Raw genomic sequence first — 21,056 nt, 5'->3', positions numbered from 1 at the left:
CCCGCGCCTGCCCACCCCTGTGCAGGCGCCCGGGAAACACCGGCGTGGACGGCACCGCCGTCGGCGTCGGGCGATCCACGCAGCTGTCATGCTCTTGATCGCTCTCGCTGCCGGCGTTCTCGCGGCAGGTGGCGCGTCCGCCGCAACGACACCGCCCCGCGCCGGGTGCACTGACCTGGACATCCCGGTCACTTCCGGAGTGGTCACCGCCAGGATGCGCGCGACGCTATGCCTTCCTGCTTCACCCGCTGCCGACGTTCCGCTGCAGATTCTGGTGTCCGGCGGCACCTATAACCGAACGTACTGGTCGGGTCTTGGACTACCCGCCTATTCCTACGCCGCACGCGCGACCGGCGCCGGCTTCTCGACACTGGCGGTTGACCGGATCGGCACTGGCGCCAGCTCGCATCCGCTGAGCACGCTGGTGTCCGCAGGGATGCAGGCGGACGCTCTGCATCAGGTCATCGCCAGGGTCAGGTCCTGTGCACTCACCGGGCAAAAGCACACCCGGGTCGTCCTCGCCGGTCACTCTCTGGGCAGTATGGCCGCCGTTGTCGCCGCCGCACGTCACCCTGCGGACGTCGACGCCCTCATCCTCACCGGCTACAGCCACCGAATCGCGCCCAGCGAACTCCTGACGTCGCTGACCTCCATGTACCCCGCCGCGCTGGAGGGGCGCCTCCTGGACCCCGGATACCTGACGACACGACCCGGTGTCCGCGGCTCCCTCTTTCACTCTGCGGGAGAGGTCGCCCCTGCCGTGGTCGCCGCAGAGGAGGCCACGAAAGACGTCGCGAGCGCTGCTGAGCTCCCCGACGCGGTTCTGGCCGGTCTGTCCCGTGACATGTCACGGCGGATCACCGCGCCGGTGCTGGAGGCCAATGGCGAGAAAGACTCCTGGGCCTGCACGGCTGTGGACTGCACCAACGCGGACGCTCTGCACGCGGCGGAACGCGGGTACTTCACCGTCCCGCTGACGACTTACGTGCAGCCACGAGCGGGGCATTCGCTGGCGCTCGCCCGCGATGGCGGCGCTTTCACCGACTTCGCATCCATCTGGCTGCGCCACGTGCTGGCAGAGGGCTCAAGGAGCCGGTCATGACACGACTCTCGATGCGACTGCTCCTCACCGGCCTCGCGCTCGCGGCCACGGTGGGCGGCTGCTCGGATCAGAAACCGACGGACGTCCCGTCACCAATCCCGCCTCCGGCCTCGTCAACATCGCAGGGGCAGTTGACGCTGCCACCGGTCGCGCCGATCACGCCGACCTCAGCTGACACAGCACCGACCGGGATCCCTGCTGCCGTTTCTCCGCCACAGCCGGACGCAAGGGCGTTCACGGACCCGCTGCGGGTGACGACAGCGTGGATGCAGCAGTACTGCCAGACAGACTTCGAGGAGGAGATCAACGGGAATCTGATCCGGGCAGCGGCCTACGCGACGCCGGGAGCCACCGCCGCGGACACCACCCGCGGCGACACCGCCCAGAGCTACCAACAGATGCGGAATCAGAAGCTGGCCACGCGCTGCGACCAGATCGAGGCGAAGATCAGCCCGGAAGCGCCCGCTACCCCGTCCATGGTCTACGTGCAGGTGTCGGCGTCGCGGACTCAGCTCACCGCCAGCCGACCATTCCAGACACTCCCGCTGGTCAGCACGCGCCGCGTCGTGCGCGGCGGCGACGGCCGGTGGCTGGTCGATTCCGGAGTGGACGCGGGCTGATGAAGGTTCTCTTGATCGTTCCGGTAGCCGTCGTCACGGTGGTCGCGAGTCTTGTCCTGGTACTCGGCGGCCACGACGCCGAGGCGGCCGTTCCTGGTCCGCCGACCTGCACCGCGCCCACATCTCCGCCAGCAGCACGCGCTGGACCGGGCGGCACCTTCGGCGGCATCACATTGTCACCAGAGAAGGTCGACACCGTCCAGAAGATTCTCGGCACCGCGAAGGGCCGCAGGATCACCAAGCGCGGTGCGACCGTTGCGGTCCAGACGGCGTACCAGGAGTCCAAACTGGACCCCCACAACGACAAAGGTCGCGCACTCGGACCGTTCCAGCAGATCGCCCCCGGCCCGTACAATGCCTATACCAGCTACGACCCGCACGACACCGCCGCGGCCGCCGGCGGATTCTTCGCTGTCCTGTTGAAACGCGTTCCCGGTTACGACGCGGACCCGCGGACCAACCACGACCTCGCCCAGGAGGTCCAGCGCAGCGGTGCAGGCGCTCAGGAATACGCCCAATGGCAGACATTCGCCGAAGCCATCACCAACGCGCTCTATGACGGCTCCGGGCCGCCACTGCAGTGCGCCGACAAATCCGTAAAAGGCAAGATCACCGTCACCATCCGGGGCAACGAGGTCACGCTCCCGCCGGAAGCCCGCGTCGCCGGCCAGATCATCGCGCCGACCCCGCAAACCGCGAAAGCGATCGGCTCAGGACTCGCGTGGCTGGGAACCCCGTACGCCTGGGGCGGCGGCAACGCCGACGGACCGACCAAGGGCATCAGTGACGACGGCGGCGCCGCCGACCAGCACGGCGATTCCAGCAAGATCGGATTCGACTGCGCCGGGCTGACCGCCTACGCCTATGCCCAGGCTGGCGTCACGCTCACGCGCCCATCGCGGACGCAGCTGACCAACGCGAAGCTCGTGGTGCAGTTCGCCTCCGCAGAGCCAGGCGACCTGCTGTTCTGGGGAACGCATCACGTCGCCATGTACCTCGGCCAGTTCGAAGGCCAGCACCAGATGCTCGAGGCACCGCAAAGCGGTGACATCGTCAAGGTGTCGAAAGTGCGTACCGGTGGAGATTTCCGCGGTGTCGCCGCTCGACCAATTCCAGGGAGGTGAACGACATGCGACCGGGTGATGCCCCTGAATACGGTGCGGAAGAACCGGTGGATCTCACTCGTACCGGCGAACCACCTAGGCCACGACAGGCGTCCGCTCCAGCGGAGGCGCCTGCAAGTCACGTTCCGGACAATACCGGGCTGGCCACCGCGCCCCCGGTCACTGCGGACCCGGCGAACTGGGGGTGGCGAGGCAGAATCCGCCGTGCCACCTTCGGTGTCATCAGGCCGAAGCCAGGCCACGCCGAAGCCCGGTACCGCCTGGCCGAAGTTGCTGCCCGCCAGTACATCGGCGGCGCACGACTCGTGCTGGTCGCGAACCCGAAGGGCGGTTCCCGCAAGACAACGACCGCCCTGATGCTCGGCCACGTGTTCGCCTCGCTGCGCGGCGGATCGACAGTGGTATGGGACAACAACGAGGCCCGCGGCACGCTCGCCGAGCGTGCAGAGATCACCACCCCGGCGACCTCTGCGACCCATCTGCTCGCTGCTTTCGAGCGGCTGATCGGACCGGCCGGGTCCGCGGGAGACATGAGCCACTACCTGCGGACGCAACCCAGCCGCGCGGAGATCCTCGCCGCAGGCTCAGAGACCGAGCGCCGAGACCAGATCGGCTCGGCCGAAACCGGACGCGTCGGGCTCCTGCTGTCGCGCTACTACCGCCTCACGGTGATGGACACCGGCACGAATCCGCGATCTGGGGCCTGGCAATGGGCTGCCCAGCAAGCCGACGTCCTGGTCGTGCCGATCACCTGCGACCCGGACGTCGTCCAACTGGCTGTGTGGATGCTCGACATCCTTGCCGCGATCGGCCGCGCGGACCTGGCTGCCGGAGCGGTGACGGTAATCAGTCCGTCGGCGACCGCGCCCGATCCGCAGGTGAGAACACGGATCCTGGAGTACTTCGGTGCGCGGACCGCAGTCGTGGTTGAGGTTCCTTTCGATCCGCAACTGGCGGGCGGTACGCCTGTCGTGTTCGACCGGACGAGCACAGCATCGCGGCGCGCGTGGGTCGCTGCCGCCGCGGCGGTCGCCGATCGGCTCGCCGCGCGCGAACGCACCCGGCCGGACCAGATGCCGCCATCCCCAGGCGTGGACCCTCCTCGGCAGGGAACGGCACCGCAACCGGCCGCCACACAGGGCGGCACCGAGCACCGGGCAGCCGATTCCTCGGTGACCGAACTGCCCGCACGAAGGGCGAAAGCACAATGAGCAATATCCACTTTGCACAGACCGCGGTGGAGTTTCTGGCCCAGCAGGGAAGCAGGAATCCATTCGACGGGATCACCCCGGACTTCAACGTTTTCGGGATCCAGTTCACCAAGGCGTGGCAGAAGGTCCTCGCGGGTCTCTGGGGCCTGACCTTCGTCTGGCTCGCCGGCGGCGCACTCCGCGCCGCCTACCAGCTGCAGGAAGCGAAGAAGGGTGGCTACTCGGCGAGCATTCTCGAACACACCGATGGCATCAAGCGTCTGGGTCTGGCGCTGGCAGTCGTGTCCGGCATTGGGATCATCTTCGGTGCAGTTGTCGCACTCTTCTAGGAGATGGTTATGACGAACCCCGCGCACCACACCCCCGCCCGCCGCTCCCGCACCGTGCTGTTGACCGTCGTCCCTGTGGCCGCGCTCGTGACCGGTGCAGCTCTGGGCCGCTGGGTCTTCCCCACCGAGTCCCCGGCGGGCGGTGACAGCGGGCCGGTGACCGGAACCGCGCCGGCGGGCGGGATCGTCGCGGCACCGCATGGCCCGGCGAAGTTCACCCACGGTGTCCCCTCGGGCTACACACGAGATCGGGCCGGGGCTGCCACGGCGGGTGTCAACGCGGTGCAGTTGGTGAACAACCTCGCCCACGGCCAGGCCTCCCCCGAGATCGCGAGCACCACGTGGCCGGCCAGCACCGCGGACGAGGGCACCCGGCAAGCCCTTGCGACCCGATCCGGTAGCGCTGACCAGACCAGCAAGATCCCAGCGACCACGAGGGTGACAGCCTATGCCGACAGTTCCGCCTCGGTCGAAGTATGGGTCGTCGCGGTCGGGTCCGGCGACGCGGTCGGGGGCGGCACGAACACAGCCGCGCGCTGGAGCACTCACACCATCCAGCTGAGGTGGGAGAACGGGGACTGGAAGGTAGCGGGCTTGCGCGCGAACTCCGGTCCGCAACCGGGAGATACCGGCGCCACCCCGGTCACCGAGCCGCTGACGAACGGTCTTTACACCTACTACATCAACTAACGCATGAACGTTAGGGGGGAGCATGTTCCACCGTGTCGCCGCACTGATCCTGACAGTGCTGGCGTTTCTGGTCTTCGCCGCACCCACCGCCCTGGCCGACCCGAACGCGCCGGTCGGCGGAGGCCAGCTGCCGCAGGGCTTTCCCGCCGAGCTGCGGAAGTACGTCGTGGGTACCGAGGAGTTCAGGGACGCCCCATGGTTCCGCGACCCGTCCTGTATCGACCAGGGCGGGAACGTCGGGATGTACCTGAACGCAGTCATGCTCGACGAACCGCGGCTGATGTACTGGTCGCTCCCGCCCGATTCCCGGAAACTGTTCTGGGGCGGGCCTTTCGGCGGTGCAGAGGCTGATCCGAACAAGGAGCCGCCGACGCTGCCGAAACTGTTCCCCGCCAGTGCCGCGGACCGGGACGCTTACCGGGTACCCACCGGTGAGGGTGGGTGCGCGACCAAGCTGCAGAAGTGGGCGAACCTGGCCACCAACGCGTGGGGTTTCACCTGGGTCTCCGCGCCCGATCCCGCGAGTCTGGAGCGGATGAAGGCGCTACCGCCTCTCTATCCCTCCGAGCTGCCGGTGGAGGAGTTCACCGGGGCCTGCGTCAAGGCGAAGTCGCCGTTCTGCGAGAAGGCGTTCTTCGTCGACTGCGCCAAGGTAGCCAGCGACCCTGCCCAGCATCCCCAGTGCATCGAGTGGAACGTCGCCATCGGAAAGCTGTTCACAGGAATGGCGGCGTTCATCGAGAACAACTCGTCCTGGCTGGACAATGTCAAACGCTTCCTCGAGTTCGTCGGTGACAAGCTCTACAGCGGCGGGAAGTGGGCCGTCGACGCGTTCGCCGGGGTCGCGATGGCGCCGGTCGAGGTGGGCAAGTTCGTCGCTGATCCATCGTCAGCGATCGATGACCTCGCCAACGCCCTGCACCAAGGCGCCACAGCTTTCACCACCACCGTCCTGCAAGGGCTGGCCAGCGTCGGGAACTTCGATCCCACAGCACCGTGGTTTCTCGGTATGTACGCGGCCAGCAGCGGAATCGGCATCGTGGTCATGGCGTTCATGGCCCTGCTGATGTTGTGGCGTACAGCCCACGGCAACGGCGGGAGAGAAGAACTCCAAGAGGCCCTGTTCAAACGCCTGCCACTCGGACTGTTCCTCGCGGTCTTCTCCCCCGCGATCGCCACGGTGCTGCTGGAGATGACCCGAGGGCTGACCAACGGCATCGCCGCATGGGACGCCGGATACCTCAACCGCGCGGTAGTGAAACTCGGCCTGCTCGGGAAAGTCTCCGTCGCGATGATGCCCGGTGGCGTGTTCATCGCGATCCTCATCTTTCTGCTCATGATCTTGGGCGCGTTCTCGGTGTTCGCAGGGCTGGTCGTGCAGTCCGTCGCGTTACCGCTGGCCGGTGCGGTAGCCGGTCTCTCATGGGGGATGCTGATTCATCCGAAGTACCGGGCGAAAGCGCTCAAGCCGCCGATGATGTTCGTCGGGCTGGCGTTGTCGCCGCCGCTGTTGTTCCTGCTGCTCGGGTTCATCTGGGCGTTCATCGACGGGAACCTGTCGATTCCAGCGATGCAAAGTGGCGGTTTGCCTCTGCTGACGCAGTTGGCTTCCTCTGGTTTTGCGATGCTGATGGCCGGCTTAGCCCCGTATTCCGCGTTGAAATACGCACCTTTGCTACCGACCGAGGCTGACAGCCACGCACCTCAGCCCTCCAGTGGTTTCGGAACTTCCTCTGTGGTCGGCGCGGGTATCGGCGCGATGGCGGTCCGGGGTACGGGTTCGTCGTCAGGCGGGGGCGGTCCCTCGGGCGGTGGAGAAGGCCACTCGATCCAGCGCAACTACACGCAGAACCAGAACCCGCCACAGGGTGCCTCACGGCCGCAGCCCCGTACCGGCACTCCGGCCGCGAGGCACCCTGGAGGGCCGGGTGGGACCGGTTCTCCCGGTAGCACAGGCCCAGCCGGTTCGCCGGGATCGCCCGGACGAAGCGGCGGCACGACGTCGGGCGGGCGGCAGGCCGCGGCTACGGCGGGCGGGCGACACGGAGGCGCGGTCGTGAACGGTGGCGCGGCCACGGGCACTACGGCGGGCGCGGCCCAAGCGGGGGCGAGCAGCGGAGCTGCCGCCGGCCCCTGGGGTGTTCTCGCTCAGGTCGCGGTGGCGGGTTTCAACAAGGCCCGCACCGCCGCGCACCGCGCTCCGGAAGTCGACGAGGACGTGGTACGAGGTGACCGGCCATGAGGATCGCCGTGCTCGGGGGTGAGATCGGTCGGCGCGGCTTGTTCGGTTCGCTGCCGAAGCCCGCGATCGCGCTGCTGGGACTGTCCACGGCTGGCGCGTTCGTCCTCTGGCTGGGCGGGGGCGGAATGAGTGGCGCCGCCGTTGGGTTCGCGCTACTCGGTCTGACCTACGGTCTGGTCCGGCCGTGGTCGCAGCGCCGGTCGATCGCCGAGGAATGGATGTGGGCCCTGCGGTGGCTAATCCGGCGCCGCAGCGGGGAAACCCGCTATACCGCTCCGGAACAGATTCGTCAGGTGGCTCCGGACTCGTGGCCACACCCGTTGTGGGAGCGCCCCGTCCCGCTCGGGCGGGTCGAGCCACTTGACCTGGCCGGAACGGGTTTCGAGTCGATGTTCATTTTGCACCACCACAATCCAGGCGAGCGTGCCTATCTGTCGGTGGTGATGGAGGTCCAGGGCCAGGCCTCGGGATTGCGCACGGAGCGCGCCTACGATGCGGCGTCCATCCAGTACGGTCTCCTGCTTGCACAGCTCGGCAAAGCCGGCAGCTACATCCGCGGTTTGCAGCAGCTGAACCGGATTGTTCCGCACGACCCGGCACCACATCGCGCGTTCGTGTCCGGGCGGGTGTCGCGCCGCGGCGGCCTTGACGACATCATCGCCTCCTATGAGGACCTGATCGACCTCACCGCTGCGTCGGCCGAGCAGCATCGCAACTACCTTGTCGCCCGGATCCCGCTGACTGGAGAGTTCTTCGAGGAGTCCCAGTCCTACGGCGCGGGTGTCGCGGGATGGGCTGGACTGGTCCATGAGGAACTCGCCCGGATGGCCGACCTCGCCGTCCGCGCCGAGCTGACCCGCCCGCGTGTCCTGGGTGAACAGCGGACCTGCGCGATGCTGCGGAGCCTGCAGGATCCGCGGTGGCCGATCGATCAGCACGAGGGTGTGCGCTGGGAGGACTGCTGGCAGTCCTACCGCACCGACCGGGACCGGCAGATCGTCAACGACTACTGGCATACCCGGACCGCGGTGCTCCCCCGCAGGGGCATCGCCCCTGCGAAACTGGGTCCCCGCTGGCTGGCGCCCCTGCTGACCTCGGTCAACCCGTCGGTGATCCGCACGTTGAGCGTCCGGATGGAACTCATCCCGGACAGGGTCGCCCGCGCCAAGGCTGTCGTCGACGTCGCCCAGGACGGCGCGTCCCTGCAAGGCGCGAATCAGAAGGGACAGGTCGGGGACGGCACCGACGAGGTCATGCTGTCGGCCTCAGCGCGCCGGCTTCATGACCTCGCGCCCGGCTCCGGACATCAGGGAGTGGACTGGTCCTTGGCGATATCCGTGACCGCCTCGGGTCCGGCGGAACTTCGGCGGGCGTGCATGCGCGTCGCCAACGAGGCCGCGCAGTCGGCGCTCACGGACCTGGATTGGCAGGACACTCAGCACGACGTGGCCGTGCTCGCAACCTATCCGCTCGCGCGGGGAATGGCGGTGGCGTGATGCGTCGCCCGACGTCCTTCCACTTTCAGCGCCTGGCTGAGGTCTGTGGATACCTCGATGATGACCCCTGGGCGTTGCAGTCGACCGTGGAGAACGAGCCTTCCCGTCCCTGCCGCGACGCCGACCCGGAACGATTCTTCCCGCCCGACAGCACCCGTTTCCTCGGCGACGATCTCCTTGTCGAGCGAGAACGCATCGCGAACCTGTGCGGGGACTGTCCTGTGCGAACGCAGTGCCTGGCGGGTGCCTTGTTGCGCGGGGAGGCCTACGGCAGCTGGGGCGGAGTGTCCCAGCCGGACTACCACATCATTCGGCGCGTGTTGCGCGAGGACCAGGACCGACGACAGGAGGCGGCGTGATGATCCCCCGATCCCCCGTTCCACCGGCAAAACGTTCACCGCCCCAGGTGGGTTGGCAGCCGCCGCGGCCACCGTCGCAGCGACCCGAACCTCAGTTCATCCCGCCGCCGCGCCGGCGGCGGTGGCTGGATCGCTGGGGCTGGTACGAACCACGGCTCGACCCGATGCACACCACGACTAGGCAGGCCGAGGCACTGAACTTGGCATTGTCCTCGCCGCCGACCAGTTACCGTGGCCTTATCGTCGGCACCGACTTGCTCTCGGGGCAGCTGGTCACCCACGATCCCTTCGTGTCCTATGAGGACAAGCTGATCAGCTCGCCGAACGCCGCTGTGATCGGCGACGTCGGCAAGGGCAAGAGCTCGCTGCTGAAAACCTGGGCCTGCACACGGCAGCTGCTGCTCGACAACCGGCGGGTCGTGGTGCTGGACAAGAAACTTCAGGCCGGTGTCGGCGAATACACCGCGCTGGCAAGGTTTCTCGGCGCACCCAGCATCCGGTTCACCGTCGACGGCCGGGGCTCACGGCTGAACCTGCTGGATCCGGTGATCGCTCTCGGGGACGACCAGGCCGTCGACCTGGAAGCCGATACCGGTGGCGGGCTGGCCCGACCGACCGGGCAGATGATGCTGTTGCGCGCGGTCCTCGCGGAAGCGCTCGGCCGTCCGGTCAGCGAGCGCGAGGGCAAAGCCCTGCGGCTCGCGCTGGTTTCCGCGACCCAGGATGCGCACAACCGTGCTCGTGTGCCGGTGATCAGTGATATCGTCCACCACCTGCTTCATCCCTCCGACGACCAAGCGCGTGTGCTGGACCGGCGGGTACGGGAGTTGCAGGATTGGGGCTTGGATCCCGCTTTCGCGCTCGAGCGGATGATTGAGGAGGACCTCGCCGGGCTGGTCGACGCCGAAACCAGCCGCGACGTGCATCTCGATCACCCGTCCGGGTTCACCCACTTCGACATCTCGGCCCTGCCGTTGGACGGGCCTGCGCTGCGGGTGGTCATGACGCTGATCAACACGTGGCAAGCGAACATGCTCGCCCGCCGCTCAGGTGAAGGCCAACAGACGGTCAACGTGGTTGAAGAGGGCTGGCACGTGGCCGAAGGCTCGGTCGGAGCGATCTTCCGCCGTAACGTCAAACTCGCCCGTGGGCTGGGTCTGGCCACGATCGCCGGATTCCACCACATCTCCGATCTGCCCCCTGACTCCCCCGCCCGCTCGCTGCTGCAGGAAGCCGAGACCGTGTTCGTGTACGGGCAGGGCAGCCAGGACGATGCCGAGGCTTGCGTGGAGCTCTATAACCTCCCGGCCGGTACCGAGGAGACGATCATGGCCTTGGAGCAGGGCACCTGTCTGCTCAAAGTTGGCCGGCGTGACCCGATCCTGCTGCGGCACGAACGCTCGCAGCGCGAGATCGCGCTGACCGACACCGACGACGCCCTGACCGGGATCAGCGCCCGTGTCGCAGCGTGACCCGGAGAGGTTTCCGGGAGGTCCTGCTCGGCCGACGATCAGCACGTTCTATCCCATGGTCGCCGCGGTGGTGGTCGGCCTCGTACTTGCGGCGTTGCTCGGCGCGGGTCTGTCCGGCCTGTTCAGCGGTGCGGGCTGGGCGTGGCCGCCTGCTGGTCAGCTGCCTCTCGTGCTCGGGCGGTGGCTGACCCGCCCTGGTGATCCCGCGACCGCATGGCGCACCGATCCTCGGCCAGGACCGGCGATCCTGACCTACGTCCTTGCGGGTCTGCTCGCGGCCGGCGAGGGAGTGTTGTGGTGGCGGCTCCGCGGCTGGCGCAGGAAAGCCCGTCTCGACCGGGGAGTTCACCGGACGGGGCTCGCCGACAAGGCGACCGTCCTCGCACGGCTCGGCACCGCAGCGGTGGCCAAGTCCGCTCGACGTCTGCGTCCCTCCCTCGCGAGCCTGCGCACCATCACCCCGGACGACGCGGGCGCGTACTTCGGGTGCTGGCCAGGCACTGGGGAAGGACTGTACGGAACCCACGAAGACTCCAAACTGGTCGTCGCACCTCAGCGGATGGGCAAGACCCAGCGCCAGGCTGTGTCGGACGTCCTGCGCGCGCCAGGTGCGCTGTTGGCGACCTCGACCCGTTTCGACGTCGTGGAGCTCACCATCATGGATCGAAGCAAACGGGGCCGGGTCTGGGTTTTCGATCCCGAGAGTCGGGTCCCGTGGCCGGACAAGCTTCGGTGGAACCCCATCGCCGGGTGCGAGGATTTCGATGTCGCGCTTCGTCGATCGATCGCCATCTGCAGTGCGATGCCGTTGGAAGACACCAAGAACGGCGGCTACTTCTCCGGTAAAAGCGAAGGTGTGCTCGCGGCGATGCTGCACGCCGCCGCGCTCGGCAAGGCCGGTCTGGAGAGCATCTGGTATTGGACCACCAGCCAGTCCTACCAGCCCGCGCAGATCCTCGACACCCATGCCGGGGCGGCACCCGCGATCGGCAGCGGACTGCGGAACCTCCTCGACAGCCTCAAATCCACGAGCGACACCAGTGGCGCTGGCGGCATCTTCTCCACCCTGGAGTTGATCCTGCGGCCGCTGAACTCGCCGACCGTTATGCGGTCGCTGACTCCGAAGCCTGGCGACAGGCCGTTCGACATCGACGATTTCATCTTGTCCGGCACCGACACGCTGTACATGATCTCCCGCGGCCGCAAGAACTCCGCCGCGCCCATGATCACCGCTCTCATGGCCGAGATCCTGCACCGCACGGACATCCTGTCGCAACAACCGGGCGTAGAGCAGTTCACCGAGCGCGCGCAAGGAGATCTCCGGCTGGACCCGCCGTTCCGTGTCGTCATGGATGAAGCGAGCGGCATCACACCGCTGGAGGATCTCGCTGCCCGGCTGGCCGATTCTGGCGGGCGCGGGGTACAGCTGTATGTCTACGTCCAGTCCCTGTCACAGCTGCGGCAACGCTGGGGACCCGAGCAGGCAACCGAGATCTGGGACAACGCGTCGATCAAGCTTGTCCTCGGCGGCCTGAGCAATGCGAAGGATCTGCAGAGCATCTCGGATCTGTTGCGCGAACGAGAGATCGACCAAGCCAGCGTTTCGACCGGGACAGCACGCGACCAGGTGACCATTTCGCCGCGTATGCAGCGTGCCCTGACCGCGGATGGGATCAGGGAGATCGGCGAAGGTGAGGCGCTGCTGTTCTACCGCAACATGAGAGCCGCGCGAGTGGAACTGCCTGGCTGGTGGGAATCCCCGGACATCCGCGACCGGGTGATCGCCAGTCGCGAGGAGACCCGCCGCATCGTCGCGCTCGCCGGGTAGCTCCCGAAGTCCGGAACCGGATCACCAGCTCACCCCAGGACTGACTCGGAAGGCGGGGAATGACCGAGACCGAGCCGCCGGAGCACCCAGGCGACGATGACGACGTGCCGGTTGTCGACATCGAGATGGTGCCGGAAGTCGTCGCTGAGCTAGCCGCCACCGCTGAACAGCACAGTACGGTTCTTCGCGAACTCAGCGGTCTTGTATCGGAGCTCGGCGGCCAGGCCACGACGCAGTCCGAGGAACTCGCGGCTCTGCATACCGGCTTCGAGACCCTTGAAGCGGCACTGGCCGAGCAGGCTGACATGACCCAGCCGTCTCGCTGGGCGTGGGAGTTCCTCAACCAGGAGGACGCCGCTCAGCTCTGGCGGGAAACACGCTGGTTCGTCGACTACCTGACCCGTCGCTATCCCCTCGGAACCGAGGTCAGCATCCCGCCCTGCTGGTATCGGCACACGGTCGCCGTGGACGAACTCTCCGACCTCTACGCTGCCTGGCGCGAGGCCTACTGCCGAAGTGATCGGCCGTCCTCGGCGATGACGTCCTGGCGGGACCGCTGGCTGTGGCCGTGTCTCACCAGGCTCGCCGCGCACGCCAGTTGGCGAGAGTGCAAGGAGTCACGCCGTCACGTCGAGCCCATCGCCCGGCAGGAACCGACCGACAGTGAGTTCGAGTCGTACGTCGCAGGAACCGTCGCATCGCGGCCCGAACTCAACGAACAAATCCTTCCATGGCTCTAGGCCAGGAAACTCTCGTCGCGTTCGCGACCGGGTACACCGCTAAGGCCTATCCTCCGGTAATGGTCGATCGCTTTCGGGTGAGTGATCGTTGCGGACAATGAACAGGACGTCGTCGTGACTCCGCGCGTCCGATAGCGGCAGGCTCTCTCCGGGCAGCCGTAGGCGGGGCCTGGGCGTTCCGGGTCGTCGAGGTTCTGCAGGGGTGTCAGAAGCCAGGGCGAGGGCCCTGTTGCCCAGGTTGGCGCGGATCGTGATGTGGATGTGGTTGAGTCTTCCTCTGCTGTTCGGCGACGCGTTCGGCGCGGGCCAAGGTTTCGTCGGCTCGGCTGGGCTTCCCTGCTGTTGTGACGGGTGTCGGCATGACCGTGGTGCGTTCCGGGGTTTTGCCCGGTTGCACTGGCGTCGCCTTGTGCTCGGAGGCGAGTGCGGCTGCGCGATCGAGGTGACCGCGCGCTGTGACGACGGCGTCGTAGGCCGTGCGAGGCTCTCCGTCGATTGGGGGCGGCCCGATGGGGTCCGGTCCGGTGATGTGGTGTTGTTCGCGGTAGGCGGCGATGGTCGTGATGGCAGCGAGGTAGCGGGCTCGTGGCGCGGCGCCGTCAGGTGCGGGGCCGAGTTGTTCGACCCAGTCGGGGCGATCCCGCAGGGCTTGGCGGCCGAGGTCGACAACGCGCGCGCGGATACGGCGTGCGTCGGCCGCGGCGGCGGTGGCGAGCGCCTTATCGCGTCCGGCTCGCGGCTCGGATCCCGGCAGGACAGGGAGCCAGCTGGGCCACATGGCATCGCGGTGGCGGGCTGCTGCGGGCTGTTCCAGCCGATGAGGATCTGTGGCGGGGGCGCCAGTCGTGGACGGGGGCGCAGGTTTCTGGGTGAGGTGTTCGACAGTCTGCTGGTAGGCAGGGACGAGAAGGTCTAGCCGGGCCGGGGCGTCGGGGTGTGTTGGCGGTAGCTCGGCTGGTCTCGGTCGCCCGGTCTCGGAGGGTGCGATGGATTCTGGCGTGGTGATGGCGGCGCGGATCCGGGAGGCGGCGTAGGCGCTGGGGTTGTCGATCCTGGGGCGGAGCAGGTAGTCGGGGTCGAGGTCGCGGACGAGGGTGCGCGGGTCCTGTCCGATGCGTGCGGCTGCCGCGAGGTGGCGTGCCACGGCGCCGAACGCTGTGCCATTGGTGACGCGGTCGACGGCGGGATGCTCGCCCCATTCTTGACGGAGCAGGGTGGCGGCGATGTCACGCTGGGCTTGTTCAACGGTATCGGCGCGGGCTTGACGCTGCGCTTTGGTGAGCGGCCGGGCCGACGATGCGTCGGTTGCGGGGTCGGCGTGTGCGGCTGCTTTGACCAGGGCGGCGGTGAGGCGGCTGGCGTCGCGGACGTGAGACTTGACGAGATTGTCGGGGTTGATGTCTCGGATCAGGTCGCGAGGGTTGCGGCCGGTTTTGTCGGCACGGTCGAGGATGAGAGCGAGGGTGCGGAACGCGGCGCCGTGGATGACGCTGTCGACGGCGGGGTGGTCGCTCCATTCGTCGCGGAGCAGGTCTTCGGCTTTGCCGCGGCGGACGACGTCGGCGGCGTGCAGTCGTGCGCGGAAAACGCGGCGCTGTTCGATCTCTTCCGGTGTGATTATGGTCGGGTCAGGCTCTGCTGTGGTGGCCCGGCTCGCGGCGGTGGGATCGGTGAGGAGGCCGAGGTCGACCAGCGCGGGGATGTCGTTGCGGTTGAACTCGGTGGCTTCGGCCCGGCTGATGATCTTGGTGATGACGCGCTGGGTTCGCTCCCACGCGAGACGCGGGAAGCCGCGCAGGTAGATGTCGTGGGCGGTCTCGAGATCTTTGCGGGCGAGGAACATCCAGACGGCGAGTTTGTGGCGGCTGGTGGCGACGAAGGTGCCGGGGTTGTCCGCACCGGCAGCGGAGAACAGCACCGCTCCACCTCGGCGCTGTCCGTCGGGTCCGCGCCAGGTGGCGCCGTCGGAGCCGACGGTGAGGCCTTGGCCTTTGTGGATGGTGATGGCGTAGCCGAGGGTCAGCCCGCCTTTGGCGATGAATTCGGGGCTGAGGTCGGCGTGTTCGACGACGTGTCCGTCGCGGGTGGCGCGTTCCCAGTGGACTGCGACGCTGCCGTCGTCGTGGATGGTGTCGATGACGCCGCGGTAGCCGTTGAGGATATCGGGTTCACCGATGCGGCGTTCGTTGACCCGGACCATGACATGGTCGCCTTCGCTCAGGATGACGGTCCGGCCGCCGGCGGCGTCGTAGGCGCGGGTTTCGCCGAGTTCACCGGCGACGGCGCGCAGGGCTTGTGCGCCGTCGTTGAGCCGGTCGACCATCTCGTTGGTAGCGGCGACCATGACGAGGCCGCGTTGCTCGGTCAGCGGGTCGGGCGCGCCTTGGCGTTGATCGAGCCAGGTGGCGAGCATCGCGGCGATAGCTTCCTGGCCGGTTTCGGTGGCGACGAGCCGGTCGCGGTCGGCCCAGGAGGTAAGTGCTTCGCTGTACTCTCCGCGGCGCCAGGCGGCGACGGCGGCGCGTTCGTCGGCGCTGGCTTGGCGGCGGTTCTGGCGGAGTTCGCCACCGCTGACGAGGGCGTGGATGACGGCGAAGCTGGAGCCGACTCCGACACCTCGGAGTTGCTTGGGGTCGCCGATCTCCAGAATTTTGGTGCGGGAGGCGTTCGCCGCGAGATAGATCTGGGCTCGTGCCCGATCGTCGATCATCCCGGCTTCATCTAGCACGAGCACGTCGACACCGTGCAGGCCTTGCCCGTTCTCGATGCGGAAGCGCCATTGCGCGATCGTGCGGCTGGGGATGCCGGATTCGGCTTGCAGATTCTGGGCGGTGACCCCTTGCGTCGCGGCACCGGCGATGACGAATCCCTCCGACTCGTAGGCCAGGCGCACAGCATCCATGAGGGTCGTCTTTCCGCTGCCCGGCGGCCCGACGAGCGTGTCGAGCCCGGCTCCGGAGGTGGTGATGCGCAGCAGCTGGCGCCATTGCTCGGCGGAGAGCTCGAATCCGCCGCTGGCTTCGATGGTGTTGGCCGCGAGCTCGACGGTCTCGCGTTCGACGCGGATGCTGGTCTGGTCGTGATGGCTGGCTTCGGCCTTCGCGACGATGACTTCCTCAGCGGCGATGACGTCGGCCGTGGTGTAGAGCGTGGCGCTGGCCATGTGCTCGGCGCCGAGCTGGCGGCGCTCGCCGTTGGTGGGCGTCACTTCGGAACCGGCTGGGGTGCTGAGGTCTTCTGTGTTGCGGAGGTTGACGAAGCCTGTTTGCTCGAGAACCTGGTCGGCGAGTTGCTCGATGTCGGCGTGGTTTCCACCTGCGGGAAGTGCGTCTGCGATGGCGATGATCGCGTCGAGACGGGAGAAGCGGCGGCCGTGTGCGGTAACGCCGGTCTCCGGGTTCTGCAAGTGCGCGGTGAGTTCTTCCAGGCTGGGGGCGGGCTGGGTTTCGGAGGTGGTTTCGCTGGCGGTGAAGGGGGCGCGGGCGATCTGGTCGGGGTTCAGACCAGCGGTGATTGCTTCGTCTCGCCAGTACTCGGCGTGGGTCTGGACCGATGCGGCGCCGCTGTCGCTCTTGCGTTCGCGGGTCATGCCGGCGGCGACCCGCCGGACGGCCGCGGTGGCCTCGTCGGGGCTCAACCCCATCTCGACGAGTGCTGCTTCGATGCCCTCGCCACGTTTGGAGAACAAGGCGATCGCCTCGTCGGGGACCGCGGCGACCTCCCAGAGGCCGGTCCGTTCGCTACGCCGGAACGTCATGCCGTAGCGGTTGCTGAGGACGTTGCGCACTCCGGCTTGGAGGAGCTTGTCGACGACGGGTGCGTGGCGCATCAGGTCGCGACCACCGGCTGCGATCGTGGACCACTTCCCGTCTTCGCCTTTGGTCATGTTGGCGATGGTGTAGTGCACGTGCCAGTGCGGATCTCCGATCGGGGCGCCGCCGACCGGTCGTGCTGTCTGGTGGAACATGGCCCATCCGGCGAACCCGTTTCCCGGTGTGATGTCCGCGGTCTGACCGTCGCCGTGGTGGCCCCGCATCCCGTATGCAACGGCGTCTTCCACCCAGTTGAACGTCGCCATCGCACGGTCGGTGTAGATGGCCTTGACGTCGGCGTAGGCGTCTGGATCGACCGACTCGAGGAGGCCGAGCAGGGTGGTGAACGATCCAGGAAGGGTGAGGGTGGCATCGTAGGCGAGGTTGCCGACCACGATCCGGTTGTCGATCTGCTGCTGACTGCCGCCGGGGAGGTTGATCGTGCGGGTCAGGTTTGAGAACGCTGTGGTGAAAACGTCCTCACCCCAGATGTCGGCGGGGGCGAGTTCGGCGGCGTCGGCGAGCTGGCCGGCGTGATCTGCTCGCAGTGCCGCGCTCTCGCCTTGCCTGCGCAGCGATCGTTTGGCGCGGGCGAACATGGTGCGCAGCCGGGCGGTGACGAGGACCTGGTCGAGGGGGACGTCGGCTTCGCGGGCGACGCCTTCGATCATCCTGATGAGGGGTGCTACGGCGAGTTTCGCTTCGTGCGGAACACCTTTCTTGTGCGCGACGAGTTGTTCGCCGGTGGTCGGGTGATAGCCGTTGACCAGGGCGCGGGCTTTGTCGAATTGGTCGGGGGTGAGTTCGGTTCCGGCTGTGATTCCGAGGTCGGCGAGTCCTTTTCCGACCCACATGAGTGGCTGCTCACGCATGTCGAGGTGCTCGGTGAGCTGGGTGTCCGTGATGGCTTCACCAAGGCAGCCATGTCCGAGGCCTAGTCGGTAGTCGATTTGGGCCGGATCGGAGCCGATCGGCGTTATCCACGCCATCCAGTTCACCCCCTACGGTGAGCTGGGAAAACGATCTCGCCCAAGATCAATTTTCCTCTTTCGTGTGACGATACCTTAGCTCAAAGTTGTTGATCTTGTGGGCGGTTTACCGCCCACAAGGCCCGCGTCAGCGGGCAACGACACAGTCGGCCGTCAGGCCGTCCGTTGTCTTGTCACCTCGCCTTCGGCGAGGTGTGTCCGCGTCCGCGGACATCCCGCTCGCTTGCGAGCGGCGTCGTCGGAGCGAAGCGGAGACGACGGGTAGGACAGTCGGCCGTCAGGCCGTCAGTAGTCAGAATCGGCGCGGCCAGCAGCGACGTCGGCGTGAGTCGCGCGCCCGGCTCTGCCGTCTGCGACGCGCGCATTCCGCGCGTTCGGCACGGAGGCTCAGGCCGACGTCTCGGCAGCTAGCGGCCGCGCGGTAACGGCCTAGGAGAAGACAGTCCTGTGGGGACAATCGGATGCGGTGTGTGGGTGAGGTGACCTACCGTCGAGGTAGGGAGGGGCTCGAATCGAGCCTCGGGAGTGGTCGCGGTGGCTTTGACCGCAAGCGAAATCAGGAAGAAGATCCGCCGTCAGGCTGAGGAGGAGCGACGTGCGCGGGAGAACGCGGTCGTCGAGGTTGCTGCGGCGGCTACGGCGGCGAACCGTGCCCGCGCGGAGAACGACGCACGGTTGCGATCGGCGTTCGACTCCGCGTTGAGGTTGCCGCACGGCGACGCTCGCGCAGCGGAGCTGCGAGCGGCGTTCGACGCAGCGCTGACGGATGCTGCGGAGGTGCGGGACGCGGAGTTGACTGTGGGTCGCGCAGTGCTGTCGGCTACCAGGGAACGGAAAGTGACGCAGGCGAAGCTGGCGGAGTTTACGGGTCTTCGGGTTGAGGATCTGCGTGCGTGGGCTGAGTTGGCGGCGCCGACGGATACTTCGGAGCGTGCCGCGTCAGCGGGCAAGCGGCGTTCAGGGGCGCAGCGTGGAGATACGGCCGACGGGTTCGCGGTGGTCGTGTCAGCAGACGATGAGACGGGCTTTTCTGATAGGGACTTGACTAGCGGCGAACTGGGTGTGGATGACCTCACTACCGATGAATGAACTGGGCTGGTACCAGTGCCGCGTGTCGGCAATGGGGTGATCGTCTATTCGGTTGGCGGCGACATCAGCCGGGTCAAGTCGGCGCGGTTCAAGGTCCGTGCGCTCACGCTCGCGGGTGAGCGTGAGCGCACGGACGTGTTAGTCGTGTGGTGACACGAGGATGGTGTGGTTTTGGGTGGGCGGTAGGGGCTTGCGGTACATGCGGACGTCGGCCCGGACTCCCCGCACGTCGCTGCGCCCGTTCCAGTCCGGGTTGTCCGGGTCGCTGCGGTGCCATCGGTAGCCGGTGGTGGTCCGCACCTCGTCTGGGTTGAAGGTGAGTCCGTAGTGGCGTGCGTAGTTGCGGAGCGATGTCAGTGCGGCGGCGCGGAGGTCGGTGCCGGCGGGGTGCTGGTCTTGGTAGGCGTAGCGGCGGACGTGGACGCTGGTCATGGTTCGGTCTCCGGCTGGACGGGTTGGGCGAGTTACCTGGTGCCCGGCACCGGGTGGGTGCCGGGCACCAGCGGCTCACGCGGCGACGGCGACGGGGGTGGTGAGCTGTTCGCGGTTGCGTTCGTTGCCGCGTTCGGTGGTGGTCTTGCCGGTCTTGGTGATGACGGCGGTGGCGAAGCTGAGGTCGGCGCCGCCGGCGGAGGCGACGAGCTTCGTCCGGTTGACGCGGTGGTCGCGTCCGGCGGGGATGTAGCTGTCGTCTCGGAGCTTGCCGATGATGATGACTCGGACGCCGACGCCGTTTTTCTCGTGGGTGGCGAAGGTGGTCTGGAGGTTCTCGGCGAGGCGCCGGTAGGCGACGACTTTCTGGGTGACTGTGTCGCTGATCCAGCGGTTCTGGCTGTCGTAGTAGCCGTTGTCGATCTTGATGGTGAAGGTGAGTTCGGCGTCGCCGGAGCGGGTGGTGCGGTAGCCCTCGATGTGCGAGACGTTGCCGACGAAGGTGTTGTCGTTCATGGTGTTGCTCCCTTGAGGCTTGGGTCTGTGGAACGCGGCTGTGCCTCAGCGGGGTGGTTCGGGGGTCCGCAGGACGGCGGGGGTTCTGGTCGGCTGATCCGGTGGCCCGCAGCGGAGCGAGGACGGTCACCGGATCAGCGGGCCAGGGTTCATCGGCGCTTGCCCCTGGGCCGCTCTGCTGACCTGTGGGCGGGTGACGGGGACAAGGTCGAGGGGGCTGCGCTGTGGGCGTCGAGGTGCTGTCGGTGCTTGCTGCTGGCCGGGTTGTCGGCGGTCGGCGGGGATGTGCATGGTGCGCTGGCGGCTTGGCTGCGGCGGCCGGGGCCGGAACGCGGCGCCCGGTGGTGGCGGGCTGTTTGTCGTCGCGGTGCCGCTCACTGGTGATGCGCGCGGTTGGGAGGGTGCGGTGCCTTTGGTGGATGGCTCGTGGCGACTTCGTAGGACGTGGCGGGCCGGGATAACGCCGCGGCTCGTGTGGCTCTCGTCGTCGCGGAGCTGACGGTGCAGTGTGGCCAGTGCTGTGGGTGCCCAGGCCGGGGCACCCGGTTGGGGTGCCCCGGCCTGGCTGTTACCAGCGGGTGGCGGCGTTGTTGCGGCCCCTGGGGGCGTAGCGCGCGATGCGCTGGTCTTCGGTGAGGGCGGCGGTGAGTTTGGGGATGTTGACTTTCTGGGTGTCGGTGTAGGGGGTGACGAGGGCGAGGATGTCGCTGGCGTTGGTGTATTCGCCGGTGTCCATGCCTTCCCAGAGCACGTTTTCGGGGTTGGTTCCGGGGGCGTCGCGGTAGACGCGGGCGAAGAAGGTGTGGATGCGGGAGTCCCAGCCGACGATGATCACGTGGTGGGGTGAGGTGCTGTTGGGGGTGAGGGTGTGTTCGGTCATCGGTGCGTGCCCTTTCAGCGGGTGGTGTGCTGACGGGCGCGGGGCTGCATCGCGGTGGAGGGCCCGCAGGGCGGCGGGGGTTCTGGCCCGCCCCGGTCCGGGGTCCGCAGCGGAGCGAGGACGGT

17 protein-coding genes are annotated in these 21,056 nt (G+C 67.5%); 13 read left to right on the top strand and 4 right to left on the bottom strand.

The window, feature by feature from the left end; translation table 11 throughout:
• The first annotated feature begins 88 nt into the window (after positions 1-88).
• The 12 genes from CFP71_RS40605 to CFP71_RS40550 all read left to right on the top strand — a co-directional run bounded on the left by CFP71_RS40605 (position 89) and on the right by CFP71_RS40550 (position 13,213).
• Positions 89-1,102, top strand: coding sequence for an alpha/beta fold hydrolase (locus tag CFP71_RS40605; RefSeq protein WP_167406454.1), 1,014 nt, complete (start codon positions 89-91; stop codon positions 1,100-1,102).
• A complete protein-coding gene (locus tag CFP71_RS43885) occupies positions 1,099-1,722 on the top strand; it encodes a hypothetical protein (protein WP_143267258.1) in 624 nt (207 codons plus the stop codon). The genes CFP71_RS40605 and CFP71_RS43885 overlap by 4 nt, the downstream gene beginning before the upstream one ends.
• Positions 1,722-2,846, top strand: a complete 1,125-nt coding sequence (locus CFP71_RS40595) for a C40 family peptidase (protein ID WP_093939205.1) — start codon at positions 1,722-1,724, stop codon at positions 2,844-2,846. The genes CFP71_RS43885 and CFP71_RS40595 overlap by 1 nt, the downstream gene beginning before the upstream one ends.
• A 305-nt stretch (positions 2,847-3,151) precedes the next feature.
• A complete protein-coding gene (locus tag CFP71_RS40590; RefSeq protein WP_093939204.1) occupies positions 3,152-4,057 on the top strand; it encodes a MinD/ParA family ATP-binding protein in 906 nt (301 codons plus the stop codon).
• Complete coding sequence (locus CFP71_RS40585; protein WP_143267257.1) at positions 4,054-4,386, top strand: hypothetical protein; 333 nt, start codon at positions 4,054-4,056, stop codon at positions 4,384-4,386. The genes CFP71_RS40590 and CFP71_RS40585 overlap by 4 nt, the downstream gene beginning before the upstream one ends.
• A gap of 9 nt (positions 4,387-4,395) precedes the next feature.
• Complete coding sequence (locus CFP71_RS40580; RefSeq protein ID WP_093939202.1) at positions 4,396-5,076, top strand: DUF8175 domain-containg protein; 681 nt, start codon at positions 4,396-4,398, stop codon at positions 5,074-5,076.
• Between the two features lie 22 nt (positions 5,077-5,098).
• Complete coding sequence (locus CFP71_RS40575) at positions 5,099-7,318, top strand: hypothetical protein (protein WP_093939201.1); 2,220 nt, start codon at positions 5,099-5,101, stop codon at positions 7,316-7,318.
• Positions 7,315-8,814, top strand: coding sequence for an SCO6880 family protein (locus CFP71_RS40570; protein WP_093939200.1), 1,500 nt, complete (start codon positions 7,315-7,317; stop codon positions 8,812-8,814). The genes CFP71_RS40575 and CFP71_RS40570 overlap by 4 nt, the downstream gene beginning before the upstream one ends.
• Before the next feature lie 86 nt (positions 8,815-8,900).
• Positions 8,901-9,173 (top strand): WhiB family transcriptional regulator, encoded by a 273-nt coding sequence (locus CFP71_RS40565; protein ID WP_167406453.1) that lies wholly within the window; start codon positions 8,901-8,903, stop codon positions 9,171-9,173.
• Between the two features lie 164 nt (positions 9,174-9,337).
• Complete coding sequence (locus tag CFP71_RS40560) at positions 9,338-10,645, top strand: ATP/GTP-binding protein (RefSeq protein ID WP_244200017.1); 1,308 nt, start codon at positions 9,338-9,340, stop codon at positions 10,643-10,645.
• Positions 10,646-10,700: 55 nt separating this feature from the next.
• Positions 10,701-12,473, top strand: coding sequence for a type IV secretory system conjugative DNA transfer family protein (locus tag CFP71_RS40555; protein WP_093939198.1), 1,773 nt, complete (start codon positions 10,701-10,703; stop codon positions 12,471-12,473).
• A 59-nt stretch (positions 12,474-12,532) separates the two neighbouring features.
• Positions 12,533-13,213 (top strand): hypothetical protein, encoded by a 681-nt coding sequence (locus tag CFP71_RS40550; protein WP_093939197.1) that lies wholly within the window; start codon positions 12,533-12,535, stop codon positions 13,211-13,213.
• Positions 13,214-13,418: 205 nt separating this feature from the next.
• Here the strand turns inward: CFP71_RS40550 and mobF are convergent, their stop codons facing one another.
• Complete coding sequence (gene mobF, locus CFP71_RS40545) at positions 13,419-18,014, bottom strand: MobF family relaxase (protein ID WP_143267256.1); 4,596 nt, start codon at positions 18,012-18,014, stop codon at positions 13,419-13,421.
• 534 nt (positions 18,015-18,548) lie between these two features.
• Here mobF and CFP71_RS40540 point away from each other — a divergent pair.
• Positions 18,549-19,103 carry a hypothetical protein gene (locus CFP71_RS40540; RefSeq protein ID WP_143267255.1) on the top strand — a complete coding sequence of 185 codons (555 nt, stop codon included), beginning with the start codon at positions 18,549-18,551 and terminating at the stop codon, positions 19,101-19,103.
• Between the two features lie 138 nt (positions 19,104-19,241).
• Here the strand turns inward: CFP71_RS40540 and CFP71_RS40535 are convergent, their stop codons facing one another.
• From CFP71_RS40535 to CFP71_RS40525, 3 genes are all read right to left on the bottom strand, one after another.
• A complete protein-coding gene (locus CFP71_RS40535; RefSeq protein WP_093939194.1) occupies positions 19,242-19,535 on the bottom strand; it encodes a hypothetical protein in 294 nt (97 codons plus the stop codon).
• A 75-nt stretch (positions 19,536-19,610) separates the two neighbouring features.
• Positions 19,611-20,051, bottom strand: coding sequence for a single-stranded DNA-binding protein (locus tag CFP71_RS40530; protein WP_093939193.1), 441 nt, complete (start codon positions 20,049-20,051; stop codon positions 19,611-19,613).
• 568 nt (positions 20,052-20,619) lie between these two features.
• Entirely contained in the window at positions 20,620-20,931 is a 312-nt protein-coding gene (locus tag CFP71_RS40525) for a hypothetical protein (protein ID WP_093939192.1), read from the bottom strand.
• Positions 20,932-21,056 lie beyond the last annotated feature (125 nt).

Source organism: Amycolatopsis thailandensis, assembly GCF_002234405.1.
Taxonomy (GTDB): Bacteria; Actinomycetota; Actinomycetes; order Mycobacteriales; family Pseudonocardiaceae; genus Amycolatopsis; species Amycolatopsis thailandensis.
The sequence above is the reverse complement of the archived record's forward strand: the minus strand, read 5'-3'. Positions and strand labels throughout refer to the sequence as shown.

Coding starts and splice junctions, on each gene's coding strand:
- mobF (WP_143267256.1), bottom strand. CDS start 18,014: ATGGCGTGGATAACGCCGATCGGCTCCGATCCGGCCCAAATCGACTAC.
- CFP71_RS40585 (WP_143267257.1), top strand. CDS start 4,054: ATGAGCAATATCCACTTTGCACAGACCGCGGTGGAGTTTCTGGCCCAG.
- CFP71_RS40525 (WP_093939192.1), bottom strand. CDS start 20,931: ATGACCGAACACACCCTCACCCCCAACAGCACCTCACCCCACCACGTG.
- CFP71_RS40570 (WP_093939200.1), top strand. CDS start 7,315: ATGAGGATCGCCGTGCTCGGGGGTGAGATCGGTCGGCGCGGCTTGTTC.
- CFP71_RS43885 (WP_143267258.1), top strand. CDS start 1,099: ATGACACGACTCTCGATGCGACTGCTCCTCACCGGCCTCGCGCTCGCG.
- CFP71_RS40555 (WP_093939198.1), top strand. CDS start 10,701: ATGGTCGCCGCGGTGGTGGTCGGCCTCGTACTTGCGGCGTTGCTCGGC.
- CFP71_RS40550 (WP_093939197.1), top strand. CDS start 12,533: ATGACCGAGACCGAGCCGCCGGAGCACCCAGGCGACGATGACGACGTG.
- CFP71_RS40575 (WP_093939201.1), top strand. CDS start 5,099: ATGTTCCACCGTGTCGCCGCACTGATCCTGACAGTGCTGGCGTTTCTG.
- CFP71_RS40560 (WP_244200017.1), top strand. CDS start 9,338: ATGCACACCACGACTAGGCAGGCCGAGGCACTGAACTTGGCATTGTCC.
- CFP71_RS40580 (WP_093939202.1), top strand. CDS start 4,396: ATGACGAACCCCGCGCACCACACCCCCGCCCGCCGCTCCCGCACCGTG.
- CFP71_RS40530 (WP_093939193.1), bottom strand. CDS start 20,051: ATGAACGACAACACCTTCGTCGGCAACGTCTCGCACATCGAGGGCTAC.
- CFP71_RS40595 (WP_093939205.1), top strand. CDS start 1,722: ATGAAGGTTCTCTTGATCGTTCCGGTAGCCGTCGTCACGGTGGTCGCG.
- CFP71_RS40535 (WP_093939194.1), bottom strand. CDS start 19,535: ATGACCAGCGTCCACGTCCGCCGCTACGCCTACCAAGACCAGCACCCC.
- CFP71_RS40605 (WP_167406454.1), top strand. CDS start 89: ATGCTCTTGATCGCTCTCGCTGCCGGCGTTCTCGCGGCAGGTGGCGCG.